At 73.0% G+C, this 21092-nt stretch carries 14 protein-coding genes; 4 read left to right on the top strand and 10 right to left on the bottom strand.

Going from position 1 to position 21092, the window contains the following annotated elements; translation table 11 throughout:
* Positions 1–119: 119 nt before the first annotated feature.
* Positions 120–3311, top strand: coding sequence for a patatin-like protein (locus ACGFIZ_RS29450; protein WP_393424974.1), 3192 nt, complete (start codon positions 120–122; stop codon positions 3309–3311).
* A 268-nt stretch (positions 3312–3579) separates the two neighbouring features.
* A complete protein-coding gene (locus tag ACGFIZ_RS29445) occupies positions 3580–4803 on the top strand; it encodes a S8 family serine peptidase (RefSeq protein ID WP_393424971.1) in 1224 nt (407 codons plus the stop codon).
* A gap of 251 nt (positions 4804–5054) precedes the next feature.
* On the opposite strand, the gene ACGFIZ_RS29440 is transcribed toward ACGFIZ_RS29445, so the two are convergent.
* The 4 genes from ACGFIZ_RS29440 to ACGFIZ_RS29425 all read right to left on the bottom strand — a co-directional run bounded on the left by ACGFIZ_RS29440 (position 5055) and on the right by ACGFIZ_RS29425 (position 12164).
* Positions 5055–6638 (bottom strand): DHA2 family efflux MFS transporter permease subunit, encoded by a 1584-nt coding sequence (locus ACGFIZ_RS29440; protein ID WP_393424968.1) that lies wholly within the window; start codon positions 6636–6638, stop codon positions 5055–5057.
* A gap of 281 nt (positions 6639–6919) precedes the next feature.
* A complete protein-coding gene (locus tag ACGFIZ_RS29435; RefSeq protein ID WP_393424965.1) occupies positions 6920–8125 on the bottom strand; it encodes an MFS transporter in 1206 nt (401 codons plus the stop codon).
* A 29-nt stretch (positions 8126–8154) separates the two neighbouring features.
* A complete protein-coding gene (locus ACGFIZ_RS29430) occupies positions 8155–8976 on the bottom strand; it encodes an alpha/beta fold hydrolase (RefSeq protein ID WP_393424962.1) in 822 nt (273 codons plus the stop codon).
* Positions 8973–12164, bottom strand: a complete 3192-nt coding sequence (locus tag ACGFIZ_RS29425) for an amino acid adenylation domain-containing protein (protein ID WP_393424959.1) — start codon at positions 12162–12164, stop codon at positions 8973–8975. Before ACGFIZ_RS29425 ends, ACGFIZ_RS29430 begins: the two co-directional genes overlap by 4 nt.
* 103 nt (positions 12165–12267) lie before the next feature.
* On the opposite strand from ACGFIZ_RS29425, the gene ACGFIZ_RS29420 reads away from it, so the two are divergent.
* Complete coding sequence (locus ACGFIZ_RS29420; protein WP_393424956.1) at positions 12268–13284, top strand: methyltransferase; 1017 nt, start codon at positions 12268–12270, stop codon at positions 13282–13284.
* Here the strand turns inward: ACGFIZ_RS29420 and ACGFIZ_RS29415 are convergent.
* Positions 13259–14518 carry a cytochrome P450 gene (locus ACGFIZ_RS29415; RefSeq protein WP_393424953.1) on the bottom strand — a complete coding sequence of 420 codons (1260 nt, stop codon included), beginning with the start codon at positions 14516–14518 and terminating at the stop codon, positions 13259–13261. The genes ACGFIZ_RS29420 and ACGFIZ_RS29415 overlap by 26 nt on opposite strands.
* A 250-nt stretch (positions 14519–14768) precedes the next feature.
* Between ACGFIZ_RS29415 and ACGFIZ_RS29410 the strand changes: the two genes are divergently transcribed.
* The gene (locus ACGFIZ_RS29410; protein WP_393424950.1) at positions 14769–15650 is read left to right on the top strand and encodes a phenylalanine 4-monooxygenase; all 882 of its coding nucleotides are present in this window, start codon (positions 14769–14771) and stop codon (positions 15648–15650) included.
* A 59-nt stretch (positions 15651–15709) separates the two neighbouring features.
* Here ACGFIZ_RS29410 and ACGFIZ_RS29405 read toward each other — a convergent pair whose 3' ends face one another.
* From ACGFIZ_RS29405 to ACGFIZ_RS29385, 5 genes are read right to left on the bottom strand one after another with little or no spacing between them, the layout of a single operon-like run.
* On the bottom strand, positions 15710–16690 hold the full coding sequence (locus tag ACGFIZ_RS29405; protein WP_393424947.1) for an amidohydrolase family protein: 981 nt from the start codon (positions 16688–16690) through the stop codon (positions 15710–15712).
* Positions 16687–16935: a hypothetical protein gene (locus ACGFIZ_RS29400; protein WP_347670703.1), complete on the bottom strand. Its 249-nt coding sequence runs from the start codon at positions 16933–16935 to the stop codon at positions 16687–16689. The genes ACGFIZ_RS29405 and ACGFIZ_RS29400 overlap by 4 nt, the downstream gene beginning before the upstream one ends.
* Positions 16868–17875, bottom strand: coding sequence for an amidohydrolase family protein (locus ACGFIZ_RS29395; RefSeq protein WP_393424943.1), 1008 nt, complete (start codon positions 17873–17875; stop codon positions 16868–16870). Before ACGFIZ_RS29395 ends, ACGFIZ_RS29400 begins: the two co-directional genes overlap by 68 nt.
* On the bottom strand, positions 17872–19314 hold the full coding sequence (locus ACGFIZ_RS29390; RefSeq protein ID WP_393424940.1) for an AMP-binding protein: 1443 nt from the start codon (positions 19312–19314) through the stop codon (positions 17872–17874). Before ACGFIZ_RS29390 ends, ACGFIZ_RS29395 begins: the two co-directional genes overlap by 4 nt.
* 2 nt (positions 19315–19316) lie before the next feature.
* Entirely contained in the window at positions 19317–21086 is a 1770-nt protein-coding gene (locus ACGFIZ_RS29385) for an aspartate aminotransferase family protein (RefSeq protein WP_393424937.1), read from the bottom strand.
* Positions 21087–21092: the final 6 nt, after the last annotated feature.

Here is a 21092-nt window from a genome sequence, read left to right as displayed (position 1 = left end):
CGGTCACGTCGACTTCCCTCCCGCGTACCGTGCCGGAATTTTGCCGAACCCGTCCCGCCGTCGGCGCCGCCGGTTGACAATGCTGCTGCGGAGAAGACGTACCGTGATGCGAGGTCGACGTGGCGGAGACAATTCGAGATCAACCGTCGCGTCCGCAGAACCCGCCCGAGGACGCCGACCGACAGGACATCCGACTCGCTGTGGTCATGACCGGTGGGGTCAGTCTCGCGGTGTGGATCAGCGGGGTCACTCTTGAGCTCTTCCGGTTGGCCACGGCCCGCACGAGGCAGGAATCCACCTGGACGGCGCTGCTGGATCTGCTCCAGGCTGACGTCCGCATCGACGTCATCGCCGGGACGTCCGCCGGCGGACTCAACGGCGCTTTCCTGGCGCTCGGCCTCGCCAGAGGCGGTGACCTGTCCGCCATGCGGGACCTGTGGCGTGAACACGGCAGTCTGGACCGGTTGCTGCGCCATCCGTTGACAGCGAACCCGAAGTCGCTGCTCAGGGGCGACGACTACTTCCTGCCCAGGGTGCGGGAGGCGCTGGAGAGCATCGTCTCGCGTGCCACGCCCCCCGGAGGCCCGACGGACGAACCACTGCCGGTCGAGCTGGTGCTCACCGGAACACTCTGGCGGGGCCGCTGCACGGCGTTCACGGACGACCTGGGCGTGGCGATCACCGAGACCGACCACGACGCCACCTTCCGGTTTGCCAACCTCCGAGCCGGCTACCCCGACGGCCGGCCGGTCAGCGGCGACCTGGCCGGCGACGCGGTGCTCGACGAGCTGGCCGCCGCGGCACGCTGCACGTCCTCGTTCCCCGGCGCGTTCGAGCCGCACCTCGTCCGCGTCGGCCCCGGCGATCCGGGCGGGGACCTGCGATGGGACTCGGCAGCCGGCCGGGCCAACTTCCGCGAGACGCAGTACGTGGTGGACGGCGGCGTGCTCCTCAACAAGCCGATCCGCCCCGCCCTGGAGGCGGTGTACCGGCAGACCGCCGGCTTCCAGGTGCGCCGGGTTCTCGCGTACGTCGCGCCGGACCCGGGCGAGCAGGCTCGCCCCTCCCCCGCGGTCGACTGGGCGGCCGTACCGCACGCCGACGCCGCCCCACCCGGGCCGGAGCTGCCGTCCGCCCGCGAGGTGCTGCTCGGGGTCCTGACCCGGCTGCGCGCGACGGACTCCGTCTCCCGCGAACTCACCGAGATCCGGAGCCGCAACGGTGACGTGCGGGTGCGGCGCCGGGCCCGCGACAGGTTCGCCACCGCCATGGTCGGGTTGGCCGACCGGCTGTCGGAAGGGGCGTGGCCGGCGTACCTGGAGGTCCGGGTCGAGAATGCGGCCCGCACCGTGGCCCCGCTGCTGGTGGCGGGGCAGCGCGGCCGGCCCGCCGAGCGGTGGAGCGAGCAGGAACTGCTCGCCGCGCTTCGACGGCAGAGGATGTCCTTCATCCCGACGGGCTCCCTCACCACGGCGCTGGAGTGCGCCGACGAGTCCTGGGACTGGGGGCAGACCACGGTCCAACGCCTGGCCGACATGACGATCGACCTGCTCAAGCGGGCGGTGTGGCTGGCGCACCTCGGCTCGCCCGAGCGGGCGGCCGTCGTGCGGTGCCGCGAGAAGGTGGCCGGCACGCTGAAGGAGATCCACGCCGGCCGGGAGGACCTCAACCGCTACTGGTCGACGGCACCGAGCGGGCCGGCGCGGTACGGCATCGGCCCGATGCCGGTACGCCGCGGCTCGGCGAATCAGCCGGCGGAGAACCCGCACGAACTCGAACGGTGGCTACAGGCCGCGTTGGCGGCGTGGGACGCCGCGGCCGCCGGCGAGGGCGGACGACGCACCCGCCTGTACCGGCAGGCCCTCGACCTGGCCCGGAACCTCCGCGAGGTCGCCCCCGTGGTGCGGACGGTGAGCGCCGCCGGAAACGATGTGGTCGATCCGGATCGCGAGTGGGCCGACCGGCTCGCCGCGCTCCACCGGTTCCTCCTGCCAACGCCGTCCGTCGCACCCGCGAGCGGCCCCGACCCGGTGGCCACGGCCGATGCCGGCCCCGCCCTCGCCGAGGCCCTCAGCGACGAGACGGTGCTACGGAACATGCTGCGCCTGGAGGTGGCGCAGCTGGCGTTCACCGGTGCCAGCCACGAGCCGGAGCAGGAGGTGGAACTGGTCAAGGTCTCGTCACTTCACCCGGATCGGTTGACCGGCGTCCAGCTGCACCACTTCGGGGCCTTCTACCGCGGCTCATGGCGGGTCAACGACTGGCTGCACGGCCGGATGGACGGGGTCGCACAGCTCGTCCGGCTCCTGCTGGCTCCGGAGCGGTTACGGCAGTGCCTGCTCACGCCCGACTCGGCGCCTCCCGCGGGTCCCCGGTCGGCACGCTCCGAGGCGGTCGCCCGGCTATTGGAGGCGTTCGAGAGGTGCGCGGTCCCCGACCGGTCGCCGGACCGGGAATGGCTCGCCGCGCAGTGGGCCCAGGACCGGGCGGCGTGCGAACGTGAGGTGCTGCTGCTGGTCGCCGGCACGGACGCACCGGCGCTGGACGCCTGCACCCTCGCCATCGCCCGTCCGATCCAGACCGCCGTCCTGCGGGAGGACCTGCGCAGCCTCGCCGAGGCGGTACGCGCCGAAGGGGACGACCGCGGCGTGCCGAGCACGACGTGGCTGGCGTCCGTCGACGCCGCGTGGCGCAACGGGCGGAGCATGCCGGCGCAGGACCTGTGGCGGTGCTGGGACGAGGCCGCGAAGATCGGCCGGGAACGCGTCGAGGGCGACGTCGGCAGTGACACCTTCGCCCGAACCGTCTCGCACGCCACCACCGTCCTCGCCAACGTCGCCGGTGCTGCCGTTCCCGTCAGGCCGCTGGCCGTGGTCCTCTCCGCCTTCCGCGGCTACGCCCTCACCGTCTGGGCGATGGTGTCCCTGCTCACCCGCCGCAGCGCGGTGGGCAGGCATGCCGTCGACATCGCCGTCGCAGCCGGCGGTGCCCTGCTCGCCGTCACCCTTCTGGTGCCCGGGGTTCCGGTCGCGCTGACCCTCCTCGCGGTCCTCCTGCTGCTGGCCGGGTTCTCGTCCGCCGCCCTGCTCTCGCCCCAGGCGAGACCGGTCGGCCTGCGGCTGGCCGCGGCGGCGCTCGTCGTCCTGCTCGCCCTGGGCGGCGTCGTGTGGTCGGACCTGGCCCGCCACGGCTCCACCGCGCTGATCTGGAGCCTGTCGATCAAGCTAGGCGTCTCGGTGCTCGTCGTCCTGCTCGGATGGTGGGTGGCCCGCGCCCGCCCCGGGCGGTCCGGTGGTGGTGAGCGCCGATAGGCGCGTCCGCCCACGCCTGTCGCCGGGGTGGCTGTCGAGCCCTGGCGCCCAGGATTCGGTGGTGAAACGCCACGGCCGCGCCCGTCGCTATCGCACTCAGAGGCCCTGATGCTCGACGTCTTCGACGTCGAGCCCAGTGTCGTGCTCCAGTTCGGACATATCGATACGTTTTTGATAACAGATACCGGTCGCATCTGGTGCGCGTCGCTCCGGTGGAACAACCTCTGTGTGGGGCCTACCGCCCCACCGCATGTCGAGAGGAAAACCCATGCGCAAGACACTGGGCGTCGCGCTGCTGACCGGCGCCGTCGTCGCCGCCACGGCGGCCGGCGCGACAGGCGCCACCGCCGCCTCCGGCGCCGAGACCACCGGTTACATCGTCGTACTGCGCTCGGACGCCGACTCCCCGTCGGTCGCCGCCGAGCACTCGCGGGCCAACGGCGCCGCCCTCGGCCACGTCTACCAGCACGCCCTCCGCGGCTACTCGGCCCGGATGAGCGCCGCCGCCGCGGCGCGGGTCGCGCGCGACCCGCGGGTGCTGTTCGTACAGCCCGACGGGGTCGCGACGGTCGCCGCCCAGACGACTCCCACCGGCATCGACCGGGCCGATGCCGAGCTCAGCCCGACCGCGAAGATCAACGGTGTGGACGAGCGGGTCGACGTCGACGTGGCGGTGATCGACACCGGCATCGACCTCACCCACCCGGACCTGAACGTCTACGGGGCCGGCGCCAAGAACTGCTCCACGGGCGCCAGCGCCAACGACGGCAACGGGCACGGCTCCCACGTGGCCGGGACGATCGGCGCGCTCGACAACAACGTCGGCGCCGTCGGCGTGGCTCCGGGCGCCCGGGTCTGGCCCGTCCGGGTGCTGAACAACGTCGGCAACGGCAGGTACTCCGACATCATCTGCGGCATCGACTACGTCACCGCCCATGCCAGCGAGATCGAGGTCGCCAACATGAGCCTCGGCGGCTCCGGCTCCGACAGCGCCTGCGGCAGCAACAGGGACGCGATGCACGAGGCGATCTGCCGGTCGGTCGCCGCCGGCGTGACGTACGTCGTCGCGGCCGGCAACGAGACCGACAACGCGGCGAACCATGTGCCTGCCGCGTACGACGAGGTGATCACCGTCAGCGCGCTCGCCGACTTCAACGGCCTCCCCGGCGGCGGCGCGGCGGCCACCTGCGGCAGCGACGTGGACGACACGATCGCCGACTTCTCGAACTTCGGGGCCGACGTCGACCTGATCGCGCCCGGCGTCTGCATCTACTCCACCTGGAAGGGTGGCGGTTACAGCACCATCTCGGGCACGTCGATGGCCAGCCCGCACGTGGCCGGTGGCGCCGCCCTCTACAAGGCCACCCACCCCACCGCCACCCCGGGTGCGGTCAAGTCCGCCCTCCAGGCGGCCGGTACCACCGCCTACAGCTGGCCCGCCGGCGACCCGGACGGGGTCCAGGAGAAGCTGCTCAACGTCGCCACCTTCTGACCGGTGACCGTCCCGGCCCGCGCGGGCCGGGACGGTCGCTTCGGCGCGGGCCTGCTCCAGCGCGGCGAACAGCGGCGATACGGACAGCGACGGCATCGGGCCTCCTCGGGCGACGGCCGCGGGTTCCACGGCGGAGCGCCCGGCCGGTCCCTCCGCCGAGCCCACCGACCGGCCAGCGGCGGGCGCACCGGCCGACCCGTGAAGGTCCGGCCGGCCGGTGCGGTGCCGCCGGGACATCGCCCGGCGGCGCGTCAGTGGATGAGGATGGGGCTCTTCCCCTGCTCCGCCTGCGGGTCGTCGGGCAGGTGTGACGGCTCGTTCCGGCGGGACAGGAAGGCGGCCGGGACGAACGTGACCGCTACGAGGGCGAACGCGATCCAGAACGTGGTGGCGTACGAGCCGGCGGCGAAGTCGAGCCCCCGCTCGATGAGCGACGGCGGGACCGGGAACTGCTGGAGCAACTCCGGCTGCTGCTGGGCGGCAATGGCCAGACCGGCCTGGGTGATCGGCTCTCCGCTCGGGTCCGTCGCGCCGGGGATCGGCTGGGAACCGTTCAGCTCGTTGGTGAGGATCACCGACATCAGCGCGGCGCCGACGGAACCGCCGATCTGCTGGAGGATGTTGACCAGCGTGGAGCCGCGGGCCACCTCCTGGGGGTGCAGGGTCTTCAGCGCCGCGGTCATCAGCGGCATCATGGCGGCACCCATGCCCAGGCCCATGACGAACAGCGAACCGCACAGCAGCCAGTACGAGGTGCCCGCGTCGACCTGGGTGAAGGCGAAGAACCCGAGGAGAATGAGCACCAGGGCGAACGGCACGGTGCGACCGACGGGCACCCGGTCGGCGAGCGTCCCGGCGAGCGGCATGGTGAGCATCGCGCCGATGCCCTGCGGCGCGATGAGCAGGCCCGCGGCCAGCGTCGACTCGCCGCGCACCTGGAGGAAGTAGGCGGGGAAGAGCAGCCCGGCGCCCATGAACGCGATGATGAACACGAACAGGGTCACCGTCGCGACGGTGAGGTTGCGGTTGGCGAACAGCCGCAGGTCGAGCAGGGGGTGCCGGGGCTTGAAGGAATAGGCGACGAACCCGACCAGGAGCGCGGCGCCGACGAGCGCGGGCGCCCAGACCTGCCTGTCGGCGAAGGTGCCGGCCTCGGGCAGCGAGGAGACGCCGTAGAGGAACAGGGCGAGACCCGGCGACAGCATCAGCATGCCGAGGAAGTCGAACGACTCCGACGGCTCAGGGTTGTCCTTCGGCAGGGCCAGCTGGGCGTAGACGAGCGTCACGGCGCCGATGGGCAGGTTGATCAGGAAGATCCAGTGCCAGCTCGCCGTGTCGATCAGCCAGCCGCCGAGGATCGGGCCGCCGATCGGCCCGAGCAGCATCGGGATGCCGAGGACGGCCATCAGGCGACCGATCCGGTTCGGCCCGGCCGCCCGGGTCATGATCGTCGTGCCCAGGGGCAGGAGCATGCCGCCGCCGAGGCCCTGCAGGACGCGGTAGGTGATCAACTGCCCGATCGTGTCGGCGGTGGCGCACAGGCCGGACCCGATCGTGAACAGCGCGAGCGCGACCATGTAGAGGCGCTTCGTGCCGAACCGGTCGGCGGCCCACCCGCTGAGCGGAATCACCGTGGCGAGCGCGAGGGTGTAGGCCGTCATCGTCCACGCGACCCGGGCGTAGGACGCGTCGAACTCGGCCTGGAACGTCGGCAGCGCGACACTCACCACCGTCACGTCGAGGATCGACATGATGGCGCCGAGGACGACCACCCCCGCCACCTTGAGGACCGCGGCGTCGAGCTTGTCCGCTGTCGCGGCAGGTTGCTGGGTCACGAAAGAAGTCTCCTGGGATCGGTTGGGCCTGCGAGAGGCGGGCGGTTGCGGCGCGCCGCACCCACCCGGTTCGGGAGACGCCGCCTGCGGAGGCGACACCCGCGCGCAGCGTAACCACCGGCACCGACATTCCGCCGCCAATTACCGGCGGACGTCGCACAGCCCACACCCGCCAACCGTCCCGGGTCGATGACCGGCGGCGCGGCGACCGACGTCGCGCCGAAGTCGCGGCGACCGCCAACCGGCCGTGGCGGCGGTGCCCGGCGAGGACGGGCGGCGGGTCAGTCGGCCGCCGCCGTGGCGGGGACCGGATCGTCCTCGCCCGCCGGCCGCTCGACCGTCGGCAACAGCGGGTCCACGAGCAGCAGCAGCACCGAGGCCGCGGTCAGCGCCGCACCCACCAGGAAACCGGCCCGCGCGTCGAACGCCGACAGCAGCACGCCGCCGATCAGGGCGCCGAGCGCCACGCCGACGTTGAACGCGGCCGAGTTGGCCGCGAACCCGATCTCGGTACGGCCGGGTGCCACCCGCAGGATCCGCGCCTGCGTCGCCATGAAGACCGGCGCGGCGGAGCAGCCGAGCACGCCCAGCAGGATCACGACCGCCACCTGGTTGCCGGCCAGGGCGCCGAGGCCGAGCAGCGCCACCGCCTGCACCCCGACCGTCAGGAGCAGCGATCCCCGCGGCATCCGGTCCAGCAGCGGCCCGACCGCCACCACACCCGCGGTGCCCGCCGCGCCGAAGACGAACAGCAGCGCGCCGACGCTCTGCTCGGAGAACTCGGTCAGCTTGGTGAGGAAGTCCGTGATGTAGGTGAAGCCGGCGAACATGCCCGTCACCGACAGGGCGGTGGTGGCGATGACGATGGCGAACCGGCGCCCGTCCGGGTGGGAGCCGAAGGCGCCGTGGCTCTCCTCGGGCCGGGTGGTCGGCAGCAGCACCGCGATGACGACCAGGGCCACCAGGCCGAGTGCGGTGAGCGCGAAGAACGGCACCTGCCAGCGGCTGTGCTGGCCGAGCCAGGTGCCGGCGGGAACGCCCAGGACCGTCGCCAGCGACCCGAAGACCGACATCACCGCGATGACGCGGCCGCGGCGCTCCGGGGAGAACAGCCCGACGGCGGTGGGGCCGAGGACGGCCCAGAACAGCGCCTGCGCGATCGCGGTGACCACCCGGGCGCCGAAGAGCACCGGGTACGACCGGATCATCACCGAGGCGAGCGTGCTGACCACCAGGAGCGCGAGCAGCCAACTGAGGACATGCCGACGTGGCACGCGCCGCGTCACGTGGGCCAGGGGCAGGGAGAGCACGGCGACGGTCAGGCCGTAGCCGGTGACGAGGAAGCCCGCGGACGGCAGGGAGACGTCCAGGTCCTCGGAGATGAGGCTCAGCAGGCCGATCGGGAGGTTCTCGGTGGTGTTGAACACGAAGGCCGACAGGGCCAGGGCCGCCAGGACCGTGATCCGGCTCCAGAGGGGGGACCGCATACGGGGGAAGCTCCTCTCGAAGGGTTGCATCACTCGGCGGTGGCCTGGTGGCCGCCATCGAGTCCACGCCGGACCAGAGCACCCAGTGCCGCCAGAGCGTCACCATGCCAGATCGTATAGTGATTGCCCGAGATTGTGCATTCGTCGAGGCCAATGACGATCTCCCGCCACCCGGCGGCGTCCACCGACGATCCGGTCGCCCGGACGAGCGTCGTCGGCCCCGCGTACCGGCCGGCCGGCCGGTACGAGCCGAGGGCCCGTAGGTGGGCGAGGAAGGGACGGTACCGCCCGTACAGGAACTCGACGTCGCACTCCTGCGGCAGCACCCGGGCGCGGACCACGGCGGCGAAGACGTCATCGACGCCGGCGTGATCGGGAACCGCCGCCAGGGCCGCCCGGACCGGCTCGGCCGGGATGCCGCCGAGCTCGACGAGGTCGTGCACCAGCCAGCGCGCCGCGGTCCCGTCGGACGGGACGGTGAGCGCGCCGGGCGCCGGCGCGTCGACGAGGACCAGCCTCGGGACGGCGACCCCCGCGGCGACGAGGCGGCGGGCCAGGTCGTACGCGACGACGGCGCCCATCGACCAGCCCAGCAGCGCGACGGCACGGTCCCCGTGATGCCGGTGTATCGCGGCCAGGTACCGCGCCGAGTGCGCCGGCACGGAGTCCAGCGGGCTCTCCTCGTTGTTGAAGCCCGGCGCCTCGAGGGCGTAGACCGGCTGCTCGGGGTGCAACAGGGGCACCAGCGCCCGGTAGCCGTAGGGCGACCCCGAGACCGGTGGCGCGCAGAACAGCGGCACCCGGGGACCGCTCGGCCGCAACGGCAGCACCGGGTCGAAGCCGTCCGTCACGACGGGCTCCCGTCCGCGCCCGCGAACCGGTCCGGCTCCGGCACGGCGGCCCGGACCGGCGCGGTGACCCCGTCGATGCGCTCGGCGATCGCCCGAACGGTCGAGGTGCCGTAGAGCTGGCGCAGGTTCAGCTTGACGCCGAAGTCGCGGGTGATCCGGGTGATGACGCGCATCGCCTGCAGCGACGAGCCGCCGAGGTCGAACAGGTTGGCGTCGGCGCCGACGTCGGCCCGGCCGAGCACGTCGGCGAAGATCCGGACCAGAGCCGCCTCGGTCGCGGTGGCCGGCGGGACGACCGGGTCCGTGGTGGCGGCGTCGTCGGCCGGGTCCGGCAGGGCGTTGCGGTCCACCTTGTGCGACGACGTCATCGGCAGCTCGTCGAGGAACACCCAGGCGGACGGGATCATCGCCTGCGGCAGGGTCTCGGCGAGGAACGCCCGCAGCTGCGTGGCCGCCGGCCGCTGCGGGCCCTCGGCGACGAGGTAGCCGACCAGGCGCTGGTCGACCTGGCGCACGGCCACCACGGCCTGCCGGATCTGCGGGTGGGCCAGCAGCGCCGACTCGATCTCGCCCGGCTCGACGCGGATGCCGCGCAGCTTCACCTGCTGGTCGATCCGGCCGAGGTACTCCAGATCCCCGTCGGCGTTCCACCGCACGAGGTCGCCGCTGCGGTACACCCGGCCCGCGGCGCGGAACGGGTCGGCCTGGAACCGCTGGGCGGTGAGCTCCGGACGGTTCAGGTATCCGCGGGCCAGGCCCGCACCGCCGATGAGCAGCTCCCCCGGCGCGCCGCGCGGCACGAGCCGGTCGGCGCGGTTGACCACGTACAGCCGGCGGCCCGGGTGCGGCCGTCCGATCGGCGGCGGGGTCCGCCACGTCCCCGACCCGCAGTCGTACTCGGTGCAGCAGACGGCGACCTCGGTCGGGCCGTAGAGGTTGAGCAGGGTGCGCCCGGGGCGGATCCAGGCGTTGGCCAGCTCCGCCGACAGGGCCTCACCGAGGCTGACCACCCGACGCAGCGCGGGGTACGGCCCGGTCTCCAGCAGGCTCAGCATGGTCGGTGTCAGCGCGGCGGAGGTGACCTCCGCACGCCGCATGAGCGCCGCCAGCTCCGTGGGAGACGCGCCCTCCTCCGGCGCCACCAGCACGAGCGTGGCGCCGGCGAGCAGGGCCGAGAAGATCTCCCCGCAGGACACGTCGAAGGTGAGCGCGGCGAACTGCAGGACCCGCTCGCCGGGGCGCAGGGCCGCCAGCTCGATGTAGCGGTCGGCGTACAGGCCCATCGCGCCGTGCTCCACCTGGACGCCCTTGGGCCGGCCGGTGGAGCCGGAGGTGTAGAGCAGGTACGCCAGGGAGTCACGGCCGGTCGGGTCCGGCAGCGGCGTGTCCTCCGGTTCCTCGCCGGCCGGCTCGTCGAGCACGACGACGCTCCAGCCGTCCGGTTCCGGCAGGTGGCCGGCGAGGGCCCGGCGGGTGAGCACGACGCGGGCGCCGGCGTCGCGGATGAGGTACGACAGCCGGTCGACCGGGTTGCCGGGATCCAGCGGGGCGAAGGCCGCACCCGCGCGCAGCACCCCGAGCATGGCGGGCAGGACGTCGAGGCCGCGGTCCAGGACGAGCGCCACGACGTCCTCGTGGCGTACGCCCCGGGCCCGCAGCCGCCGCGCCAGCCGCTCGGCGTCCGCGCAGAGCGCACCGTAGGTCAACCGCTCGCCGCGGCAGACGGCCGCCACGGCGTCCGGGGCCGCCGCGGCGGTCGCCGCGATCCGCGCGTGCAGCGGCTGCTCGGGGACGGCGCGGGGGCCGCCGTCGCCCAGCCGGAGCAACGCCTTCTGTTCGGTCTCGGACAGCACCGGCAGCTGGGACAGCGGGGTCGACAGGTGCGCGGGCAGCATCCGCAGCACCCGCTCGAGGTGGTCGGTCATGGCCTCGATGCGCCACCGGTCGAACAGGTCGGTCGCGTAGTTCACGTGCAGCGACAGCCGGTCGCCGGCGAGCGTGAAGTCGAGCGAGAGGTCGAACTGGGCGCGGCCGGACGGCGGCACGAGCAGCTCGGCGTGGACGCCGGGCAGGTCGAGAGCGCCCCCGGTGGTGCCGTCGCCGAGCAGTTGGGTGATGACCTGGAAGAGCGGGTTGCGGGAGCCGTCGCGCAGCGGGCGCACCCGCTCCACGACCTTCTCGAACGGCACGTCCTCGTGGTCGTAGAGGTCGAAACTGGCGTCGACGACCCGTTCCAGCAGCTCGCCGACGGTGGGCCCGCCGGTGAGGTCCAGCCGCAGCACGACCATGTTCACGAACAGGCCGACGGTGTCCTCCAGGTCGGGGTCGGCACGCCCGAGCATGGGTACGCCGAGCGGCACGTCCTCCTGACCGGAGTGGGCGTGGAGGACCGCGGCGAGTGCGGTGGTGAGCACCATGAACAGCGAGGCGCCGGCCTCGCCGGCCACTCGGCGCAGCCCGGCCAGCAGCTCGCCGTCGAGGTGGCGCACCACCGTGCCACCACGCTGGCTCGGCACCGGCGGCCGGGGCCGGTCGGTCGGCAGCTCCAGGGTGGGCAGCCCGCGCAGCGCCCGCTCCCAGTGCTGGAGTCCCTGTTCCAGCGCGTCGTCGGTCAGTCGCTCGGCATGCTCGCGCACGTAGCTGGCGAAGTCGGTACGTGGCGGCGGCAGTTGCGGCACGCCGCCCGCGACGGTCGCCCGGTAGAGCGCGGAGAGGTCACGTTGCACGACGCCGGTGGACCACCCGTCCGTAACCACGTGATGGAAGGCCAGTACCAGGATGTGGTCGGCGGCGTCGACCCTGATCAGCCGGAACCGGTACAGCGGGCCGACGTGCAGGTCGAAGACCGCGGTGACCTCCGCGTGCAGCGCGGCCTCGATCGCCTCGTCGCGGTTCCCGGTGGCGGAGCGCGGCAGGTCGACGACGTCCAGGTCGACGTCCTCCGGCGGCGGGCCGATGACCTGGTACGGCACGCCGTCGCCGACCGCGAACCGGGTGCGGATCCCGTCGTGCCGCCGCACCAGCAGGGTCAACGCCGCACGGAGCGCGGCGATGTCGACCGGTCCGCGCAGCCGATAGACGAGGGGGCTGTTGTAGGTGGACTCACCCGGGCTGAGCTGATCGATGAACCACAGCTGCCGCTGGGCGTGGGACAGCGGCAGTCGCACCTCACTGGACGGCGTCGTCATGGCGGTCCTCCGATAGGTATGTTGAGGGTTGTCGATGAGCCACGGCGCTCACGCACTGGCCTGCCCACGACATCGGGGGCATCGTGAACGGGGAGGCGAGGGAATGTTGCGGGAACCGGTCGCGGAGATCGCGGCGCTGTTCGACGTGTACCAGAGCGGGCTGGTCTTCCACTGCCTGTGCGCGGTCACCCGGCTCGGGGTGCCGGACCAGCTCGGCGACGACCCGCGGCCGGTCGCCGAGGTGGCGGCGGCGGTCGGCGCCGACACCGACGCGTTGCGGCGGGTGCTGCGGCTGCTGGCCGGGCACCACCTGGTCGAGTTCGAGCCGGGCACCGACGAGGTGGCCCTGACCCATCGCGGCGCGCTGCTGCGTCGGGACCACCCGCTGTCGCTGGCCGCGACCTTCGCCACGCTGGGCGTGTCGGACGTGGCGCACCGGACGGCCGACACGCTCCGTACCGGACGGGCGGCCGCGCCGGTGGCGCTGGGTGAGGACTTCTGGTCGTTCCTCGCCGCGCGTCCGGACCGGCAGACCGTCTTCAGCCAGGCCATGGCCGAGCAGGCGCGACTGTTGTCGCTGCCCTGCGTCGACCTCGTCGACTGGCCCACCGAGGGCGTCGTGGTGGACCTCGGCGGTGGCACGGGCGCCCTGCTGGCCGCGGTGCTGGGCACCGCCCCGCGGCTGCGCGGGGTGCTGGTGGACCAGCCGCAGGTGCTCGACCGGTCCCGCGCCGCCGTCGCCGAGCGGGGCCTGGCGGACCGGTGTGAGGTACGCGCCGGGGACCTCTTCGACCCGGCGCCCCCCGGCGACGTGTACGTGTTGTCGCGGGTGCTGCACGACTGGGACGACGAGGCCGTGGTGGGCATCCTGACCGCGGTGGCGGCCGGTGCCCGGGCCGGCGCGCGCCTGATCGTCTTCGAGGACGTGCTGCCCGAGGACGGCTCGGCCACGGCGGCGCAGGCCTGGGCCGACATCGCAATGATGCTGCTGTACGAGGGCGCCCGCGAGCGCACCGCCGGGCAGTACCGGGAGCTGCTGGAGCGCGGTGGCTGGCAGCTGCGGGACGCGGTGCCCGGGCCGCCCGGGATGCACGTCATCGAAGCGGTCCGGTCGGCGTAGCCGGGGTGCGCGCCGGCTCCAGGACCACGTCGAGCCGGCGCAGCCCGTTGAGGAAGTTGGAGGCCTGCCGGGCCGGCTCGCCCACCTCGCGGATCTCGGCCACCTGGCCGAGCAGGCTCTCCAGCACGCAGCGCAGTTCCAGCCGGGCCAGCGCGGCACCCACGCAGTAGTGCGGTCCCCCGCCGAATCCGACGTGCGGGTTGGGCCGGCGGTCGACGAGGAACCGGTCCGGCTCGGCGAACAACTCCTCGTCGCGGTTGCAGGAGGGCAGCCAGACGACGACGCGGTCGCCCCCGGCGATGCTCGCGTCGCCGAGGGTCGTGTCCCTCGTCGCGGTGCGCATGGCGTGCCCCGGCGGGGAGGTGTAGCGCAGGATCTCCTCGATCGCCGCGTCCAGCAGTCCCGGCTCCGCCCGCAGCCGCCGCCACTGCTCGGGATGGCGGGCGAAGGCCAGCAGTGCCCCCGAAATCGCGTGCGGGGTGGTCTCCAGGCCGCCGTTGAGCAGGCCGTCGCAGTTGAGGACGATCTCCTCGTCGGTCAGCGGGCGGCCGCCATGGTCCGCGGTGGCCAGCGTGGAGACGATGTCGTCCCCCGGGTCGGCCCGGCGCCGCTCCAGCAGCTCGAAGAAGTAGGCGAAGACCGCCGAGTGCGCGGCGGCGCGTTCCGCCGCCGCGGCGGGTGAGGGATCGGTGTCGTCGAACCCGGTCGCGGTCAGTGCGGCCAGCTCGTCCCAGTCCTGCCGGGGCACGCCCATCATCCGGAACAGCACCCAGGACGGAACGGGCAGCGCCAGATCGGCCACGACGTCGACCGGCTCGCCGCGGTCGACCAGCTCACGCAGCCGCCGGTCGACGGTGTCGCGCAGACCCGGCGCCAGGTCCGCGAGCGCGCGGCTGGAGAACCACCGGGCGTGGGCGGGGCGCAACCGCTGGTGGTCGGCGCCGTCCGAGACGACCAGCATCCGTCCGCTGGCGGCGGCCACCGCGGCGGCACCGGCGCCCAGCCGCATCCCCCGGGTGGACGTGAAGACGTCCGGACGCCGCAACACCTCCCGGCCCGGCCGGTACGCGGTGACCGACCAGAAGCCGTCGCGCTCCGGGTTGGTCCAGGCGACGGGGTGCCGGCGACGGGCCTCGCGGGTGACCTCCAGGAACCGGTCCCCGGCGAAGAAGTGCGGGTCCGCCAGGTCGACGTCCGTCCCGCCGGCGGTGAACAGCGGAGTGCGATTGACCACAAGGACCTCCCCGAAATCACTCGCATTTAGGTAATGCAATTACTGCCGTTGCCCGAATGCCACCGGGAACGACTTTTTCCATATTCTTCGACTCGACCGCTGGGAATTGCCGCGAAACTGTCTACAATTGATTCATCCTGCCACCCATTCGCATTGGTCCACGCAGTGACGCGTGTGCCGAATCGGGGCGCATCGCGCTCCGCCACCCCGGCGCCGACGCACGACCGACAAGTGAGAGAGGGAAGCCAGCATGTTCGAGGAAGCCACCGTCTACTCGCCGGTGATCCGGCAGGAGAACGGGACCGTGTCGGTGACGTTCGCCCGCGAACATCCCGGGTTCTCCGACGCCGACTACCAGCGGCACCGGGCACGGATCGCGGAGCTGGCCCTGACGTACCGGCCCGGCGACCCGGTGCCCGAGGTGGACTACACCGCCGAGGAGGTCGACCTCTGGCGGCAGGTCGTCGGCGACCTGCAGGACAAACACCGCCGGTACGCGGCGGCGGAGTTCCTCGACGGATCGCGACGGCTCGGCCTCCCGTCGGACCGGCTGCCGCAGTTGCGGGAGGTCTCCGGCCGGCTGCGCGCCCTGACCGGGTTCCACTTCACGCCGGCGGCCGGCATCGTCGGCCTGCGCGACTTCTACGGTTCCCTGGCCGAGGGCCGCTTCCAGGCCACGCAGTACATCCGGCACTGCTCGCTGCCGTACTTCTCCCCGGAGCCGGACATGATGCACGAGGTGGTCGGGCACGGCAACGCGCTGGCGAACGGCCGCCTGGCGGCGCTCTACCGTCGGGTTGGCCGGGCCGCGTGCCGCGCGGGCAGCAGGAAGGCCCTCGAGGTCCTCTCGCGGGTCTTCTGGTTCACCCTCGAGTACGGCCTGGTACGGGAGAACGGCGAGCCCAGGGTCTACGGCGCCAGCCTGCTGTCGTCGGTCGGCGAGCTGGAGCAGTTCCGCACCGCGGCGGAGGTACGGCCGCTGGACGTCGCCGCGATGGCCCGGCAGAGCTACACGGTGGAGAACTTCCAGCCGGTGCTCTTCTGCGCCGAGTCGTTCGACCAGTTGGAGGCGTTCTACGACGACTTCCTGCCCGCCGTCGAGGCCGGCGAGCCGGCGCTGGTCGGCTCCTGAGCGACGGGCGTGGCCCCGGCGGCCGCGCCGGGCCCCGGACGGGGCCCGGAGCGGCGGCCTCATGTCGTCACTCCCGAGGCGGGGCGACCGCGGCGGGCCGGTGGCGGTCCGGCAGCCGCCGCGCTGCGCGGGGACAGCACTCGCAGCAGGTTCTCCCACAGGATGAGCTCGCGGTCCCGCCGGGAGACCCCGGCGAACACCTCGTCGCCGTCGCAGACCGCGCCGACCAGCCGCTGGAGGCCGCCGGTGAGCTGGTTGAGCGGCCAGTCCGTCCCGAAGATGATCTTGTGGTTGATGCCGAGCCGGAACAACCGGTTCAGGTGGGCCGGCCAGCCGCCCACGAGCGGGGAGCCCGCGAAGCCGCCGGTGTCGAGATAGACGTTGGGCCGGTGCGCCGCCAGGTACGAGCTGACCTCGACGTCCGTGACCCCGCCGTGCCCCAGCACGAAGGGCACGTCCGGAAAGTCCCGGGCGGCCCGGTCCACCAGGATGGCTTCGCTGGTGGTGAACATCAGGGAGTGCGCCGTCGGCCCCGTGTGGACGAAGACCGGCAGGGACCGGCTCCGGCACACCTCGTAGTAGGGGTAGAGCGACGGGTCCGACGGCGAGTAGCCGCACGGGGGGTAGAGCTTCATCCCGTCGAACGCGTACCGGTCCACCAGCTCGGCGAAGGCGTCCGCGCCTGCCGCGCCGCGCCGCGGGTCGGCGCCCAGGTACACCCAGAACCGGCCGGGGTGGCGCAGCCGGATCTCGTGGTGCCGGCGGGCCATCTCGGCGAGGTCGAGCCGGCCCGGCATGACCATCCCGAAGTCGGGCACCATCAGCACCGCGCGCGCGACGCCGGCCGCGTCCATCTCCGCCACCAGCCGGTCGGCGTCGTGGTCGCGGTGCTGGGCGCGGTAGCTCTCGTGCAGCCGGTCCAGCGGCGGGCCGGCGGCCACGGCGTGCAACCGCCGGCGCATCCCGACGGCGACGTCACCGATGAAGGCGTCGGGGATGAAGTCCGTCGAGGCGACGTGACAGTGGCCGTCGTAGATCACTGGAGGCAGTGCTCGACGGTCTGGCGGATGGTCGCCGAGCGGCCGGCGGTGAAGTTCATCAGGTCGAACCTGCGGCCGGTCCGATCCTCCAGGAACGACAGGTAGGCCACCATGCCCATCGAGTCCAGCAGGCCGGTGGTCAGCAGCGGGGTGTCGGCGGTCACCGCGACCTTGGCCTCACCGTCGTTCCAGTTCTCGATCCACTCGATCAGCTCCTGGTGCAGGGCTGCGGTGTCGACCTCCATCGGGACCTCCCCTGGTGACGGCGGCCGGCGCCGCGCCGAACAGGCGCAGGACGTTGCCGCTCATGATCATTTGACGTTCCCGGCGCTTGACGCCGGCGAGGACCGCCTCCCCGGTGAACTCGTCGACCACGGTGGTCAGCGACGCGGACAGGCGGAACGACGGCCAGCACGTCCCGAAGAGGATCTTGTGGTTGATCCCCGTGTGGAACAGCCGGTTCAGGTGCGCCGCCCAGCCGTCGGCGCTGAGCATCGACGGGAACTGGCTGATGTCCAGATGGACGTTCGGCCGGTGCGCGCACAGGTACGACGCCTCGTCGACGTGTGTCACTCCCCCGTGGCCGAGGACGAAGTTCACGGTCGGGAAGTCCCGGGCGGCGTCGTCCACCAGCAGGGGCCGCCCGAGCGTGAAGTCGAGCGGGCCCCAGCCCGGCCCGGTGTGCGTGAGCACGGGCAGGCCCCGCGCCGCGCACACCTCGAAGTACGGATAGAGCCGACGGTCGCTCGGCGAGTAGCCGGTGAGCGGGTAGAGCTTCATCCCGGCGAACCCGTACTCGGTCACGCACCGCTCGAACAGCTCCACGCCCTCCGCGCCGGCGCGCGGGTCGACCCCCCACATCACCCGGAAGCGGCCTGGGTGGCGGGAACAGACCCGGCGATGCAGCCGGGCCAGCTCCTCGGGCGCGACCGCGTGCCGGCTGGCCCGGGAGTAGTCGGCCGCCACCAGCACCGCCTGGTCGATCCCGGCCTCGTCGAGCTCGGCGACCAGCCGGTCGCCGTCATGGTCCTGGTAGCCGGCGAGCAGCTGGTCGAGGACGGCGCCGTACCGGTCCCGGACGCCGTACGCGGCGAGCCGGCTCGCGACGTTGGCCGCCTGCGCCTCGAGGAAGTCACGCGGGGTGGCCCGGTCGCTGGCCAGCGTGACGTGGGCGTCGACGATCATGCGACCGGGGTGGCCGAGTCCCGCCGCTGCGCGAAGTACGCGGCAACGGCCGTCCGGCTCAGCTTCAGGTTGGCGGTCAGGAACGCCGAGTCGCCGCGCAGCGGTGTCGGGCTGAACAACACCACCGCGATGCGGTGCTGGCCGTCCAGGTGCTCGTTGACCTTGCCGATCCCCTCGATGATCGCGGCGCGCTGGGCGTCGCCGTCGTCGGTCGGCGTGACGATGCCGGCGAGGCCGTGCGCGCTCGGCGTGGGCACCACGACGAGGTCCGCGACGCCGGGTACGCCGACGAAGTGGGACTCCACCTCGCCGGGGTGCACCTTGCGACCGCTGGCGAGCGCGATGACGTCCTTCTTGCGCCCGAGCAGGGTGAGGTAGCCGTCCGCGTCCAGGCGCCCGTAGTCGCCCGTGACGATGGTGCCGTCCGGGCGGAACGTCTCCTCCGCCACCTGCCGGTCCAGGCCGAAGTAGCCGAGGCTCAGCGGCGCCGGGCGGTGGATCAGCAGTTCGCCGTCCGCCAGGAAGGTCACCGCGTCCGGGTCGATGAGCTTGCCGACGGTGCCCGGGCGGTTCTCCTCCAGGGTGTTCCAGCCGATCATGCCGCTCTCGGTCATCCCGTACGCCTCGAGCAGGCGCACGCCCTGGGCTCCGAAGGCGTCGAGGGTCTCCCGCCGGATGGGTGCCATGCCGGTGATGGCGAAGCGCAGCCGGCCGCCGAGGAACTCGCCGAGCGGCACTCCCCCGCCCGTTCTGGTGGCGAGCTGCAACACCGCGTCGTAGAAGATCGGCGGGCCGATCAGGAAGGTCGGGCCCTCGGCGCGCAGCGCGGCGAAGACCCGCTGGTACGGCGCGAGCACCAGGTCCGCGCCGGTCCACAGGCAGCAGTAGACCGACAGCCGCTGCTGGTAGTTGGCCAGCGGCAGGAAGATCAGGTGCCGGTCCCGCGACGAGATGCGGAAGCTGTCGATGAACCGCCGGATGACGTACTCGGTGCCCCTGCGGCTGATCCGCAGGCCCTTGAGCGTGCCGCTGGTACCCGAGGAGTAGACGAGGCTGTGCAGGTCCGGCGGCGTGTCCGGGGCCGGGCGGGCGGGATCGCCGGGATGCGTCTCGTCGCCGAGGACCAGCAGCGCGAGGCCGTGCCGCGCGGTGAACGCCGGCACGTCGTCGACGGGGAAGTCGTCCGGGAACGCCTGGATCAGGGCGCCGACGAGGAGCGCGCCGAGGTCCCAGCTCAGCCAGTCGATGCTGTTTGGGGCGCGCAGCCCGACGACGTCGCCCGCCCGGACGCCGGCGGCGCGCAGCTGCTCGGCCCGGCGCTCCGCGAGATCCGCCAGCGCGGCGTGGCTGATCTCCCGGCGGTCCCCTCGGGCATCGATCTCGACGACCACGGCGTCGGTGTTGTCGCGGTACTGCTCGATCAGATGGGCCAGTTCCATGGTCAGTCCCTCGCGTCGGTGGCGCCGGCCGGCTGGCGCAGCCGCGCCAGCAGGGTGTCGAGGCGGTCGTGTGCGAGGCGGCCGACGTGGCCGCCCAGCATCGGTTCGTACGGGCCGGTGCCGGCGTCCCAGTCGAGGCTGACGGTGAGCACGCTGCCGCCCGCCTCGTCGGGCCGCCAGCGCACCGAGCGCTCGAGCCGGTTCCAGAGCCAGTCGGGCTCTGCGCGCAGCACGACGCCGTCCGGCGTGACCTCGACGTGGTCGGTCCACCGCGCCGTCCGGCCGCCGACCGTCCCGGCGAAGTCGGGCTCGACGGCGACACCGGCCGCCTTGGGGTCAGCCACGACACCGGCCGCCTCGGGGTCAGCCACGACACCGGCCGCCTCGGGGTCAGCCGTGGCGCCCGTCGCCTCGGGGTCGGCGGCGAACGGGTCGAGCAGGTGCGGCCGCGCGCGCAGGAGCGCCGCCAGCTCGGCGGGGCTCAGCGGTACGGCCACCGTCCGCGTCAGCGGCGACAGCCGGACCGGCACCGGGCCGGCGGCGCCGTCCAGGGTGTCCAGCACGTCGTCGAGCACAGCCAGGCCCGCCGTCAGGTCGGCGGTGGAGATCACCATCGGCGGTTGCACCCGCAGCACCCGGTTGTGGTAGAGCGAGTACGTCGAGGTGACCCGGCGGCGCAGCAGCTCGCCGAGGACCATGCCGCCCAGCGACTCGTCGTGGAATTCGAGGCCGTGCATCATGCCGACGCCGCGGTGCGCGGACAGCAGCCGGGGATGGCGGGCCACCGCCGCGGCCAGCCGCTCGGTGATCAGCGCGCCCTTGTCGACCACGGACGCGAGGAAGCCGTCGGCGGTGGCGATGTCGAGCACCTCCAGGGCCACCCGGCAGGCCAGCGGGTTGCCGCCGAGGCTGGAGCCGAAGGTCGACGGCTGGTCGCGCAGGGACTCCCAGACCCGCGCGGTGCCCATGACGGCGGAGATCGGCACGACCCCGCCGCCGAACGCCTTGCCGATGCACATCAGGTCGGGGGTGACGCCGAAGAGCTGGTGCGCGAAGAGGGCGCCGCAGCGGCCGAAGGCGGTCTGCATCTCGTCGAGGATCAGCAGCGCGCCGCGCTCGTCGCAGAGTCGCCGCACCTCGGCGAGGTATCCCTCGGGTGGCAGCACCACCCCGCCCTCCGCCTGCACCGGTTCCAGCAGCACCGCCGCCGTGTCGGTGCCGACCGCGCGGTCGAGGGCGTCCAGGTCGCCGAAGGGCACCTGCCGGAAGCCGTCCATGAACGGGCGGAACAGCGCGGCGTGTTCCGGGCGGCCGGACGCGCTGAGGGTGGCGAACGTCTTGCCGTGGAAACAGTCGACCGCGGTGACGAATCCGGGCCGCCCGGTCGCCGCCCGGGCCAGCTTCAGCGCGTTGTCGATGCTCTCGCCGCCGCCGTTGGCGAGGTACGCGTACGGCAGCCGGCCGCCGCTGACCGCCGCCAGCCGGGCGGTCAGCCGGATCTGCACCTCCTCGAACATGATCTTCGTGCTGTTGAGGCGGCGGGTGGCCAGCTGCTCCTCGACCGCCGCGATCAGCCGCGGATGGGAGTAGCCGAACGACTGGTTGCCGTACTGGTCGAACAGGGCCAGCAGGCGGCCCCCGTCCTCGTCGGCGACGAAGCTCTCCGCGCCCTCGCCCTGGACGCCGCAGCCCATGACGAAGGACATCGTGGCGTAGGTGGGATGGTTGTGTGCCGCCTTCGCCTCGGCGAGTCGCTGTCGGTGTGATCGCACGGTGGC

Origin of the sequence: Micromonospora sp. NPDC048830 (genome assembly GCF_043198215.1) — a bacterium.
Taxonomy (GTDB): domain Bacteria; phylum Actinomycetota; class Actinomycetes; order Mycobacteriales; family Micromonosporaceae; genus Micromonospora.
The sequence above is the reverse complement of the archived record's forward strand: the minus strand, read 5'-3'. Positions and strand labels throughout refer to the sequence as shown.

Excerpts from the sequence above, each read along its gene's own strand:
- ACGFIZ_RS29445 (WP_393424971.1), top strand. The coding sequence starts at position 3,580 with ATGCGCAAGACACTGGGCGTCGCGCTGCTGACCGGCGCCGTCGTCGCC.
- ACGFIZ_RS29435 (WP_393424965.1), bottom strand. The coding sequence starts at position 8,125 with ATGCGGTCCCCCCTCTGGAGCCGGATCACGGTCCTGGCGGCCCTGGCC.
- ACGFIZ_RS29425 (WP_393424959.1), bottom strand. The coding sequence starts at position 12,164 with ATGACGACGCCGTCCAGTGAGGTGCGACTGCCGCTGTCCCACGCCCAG.
- ACGFIZ_RS29420 (WP_393424956.1), top strand. The coding sequence starts at position 12,268 with ATGTTGCGGGAACCGGTCGCGGAGATCGCGGCGCTGTTCGACGTGTAC.
- ACGFIZ_RS29410 (WP_393424950.1), top strand. The coding sequence starts at position 14,769 with ATGTTCGAGGAAGCCACCGTCTACTCGCCGGTGATCCGGCAGGAGAAC.
- ACGFIZ_RS29400 (WP_347670703.1), bottom strand. The coding sequence starts at position 16,935 with ATGGAGGTCGACACCGCAGCCCTGCACCAGGAGCTGATCGAGTGGATC.
- ACGFIZ_RS29395 (WP_393424943.1), bottom strand. The coding sequence starts at position 17,875 with ATGATCGTCGACGCCCACGTCACGCTGGCCAGCGACCGGGCCACCCCG.
- ACGFIZ_RS29390 (WP_393424940.1), bottom strand. The coding sequence starts at position 19,314 with ATGGAACTGGCCCATCTGATCGAGCAGTACCGCGACAACACCGACGCC.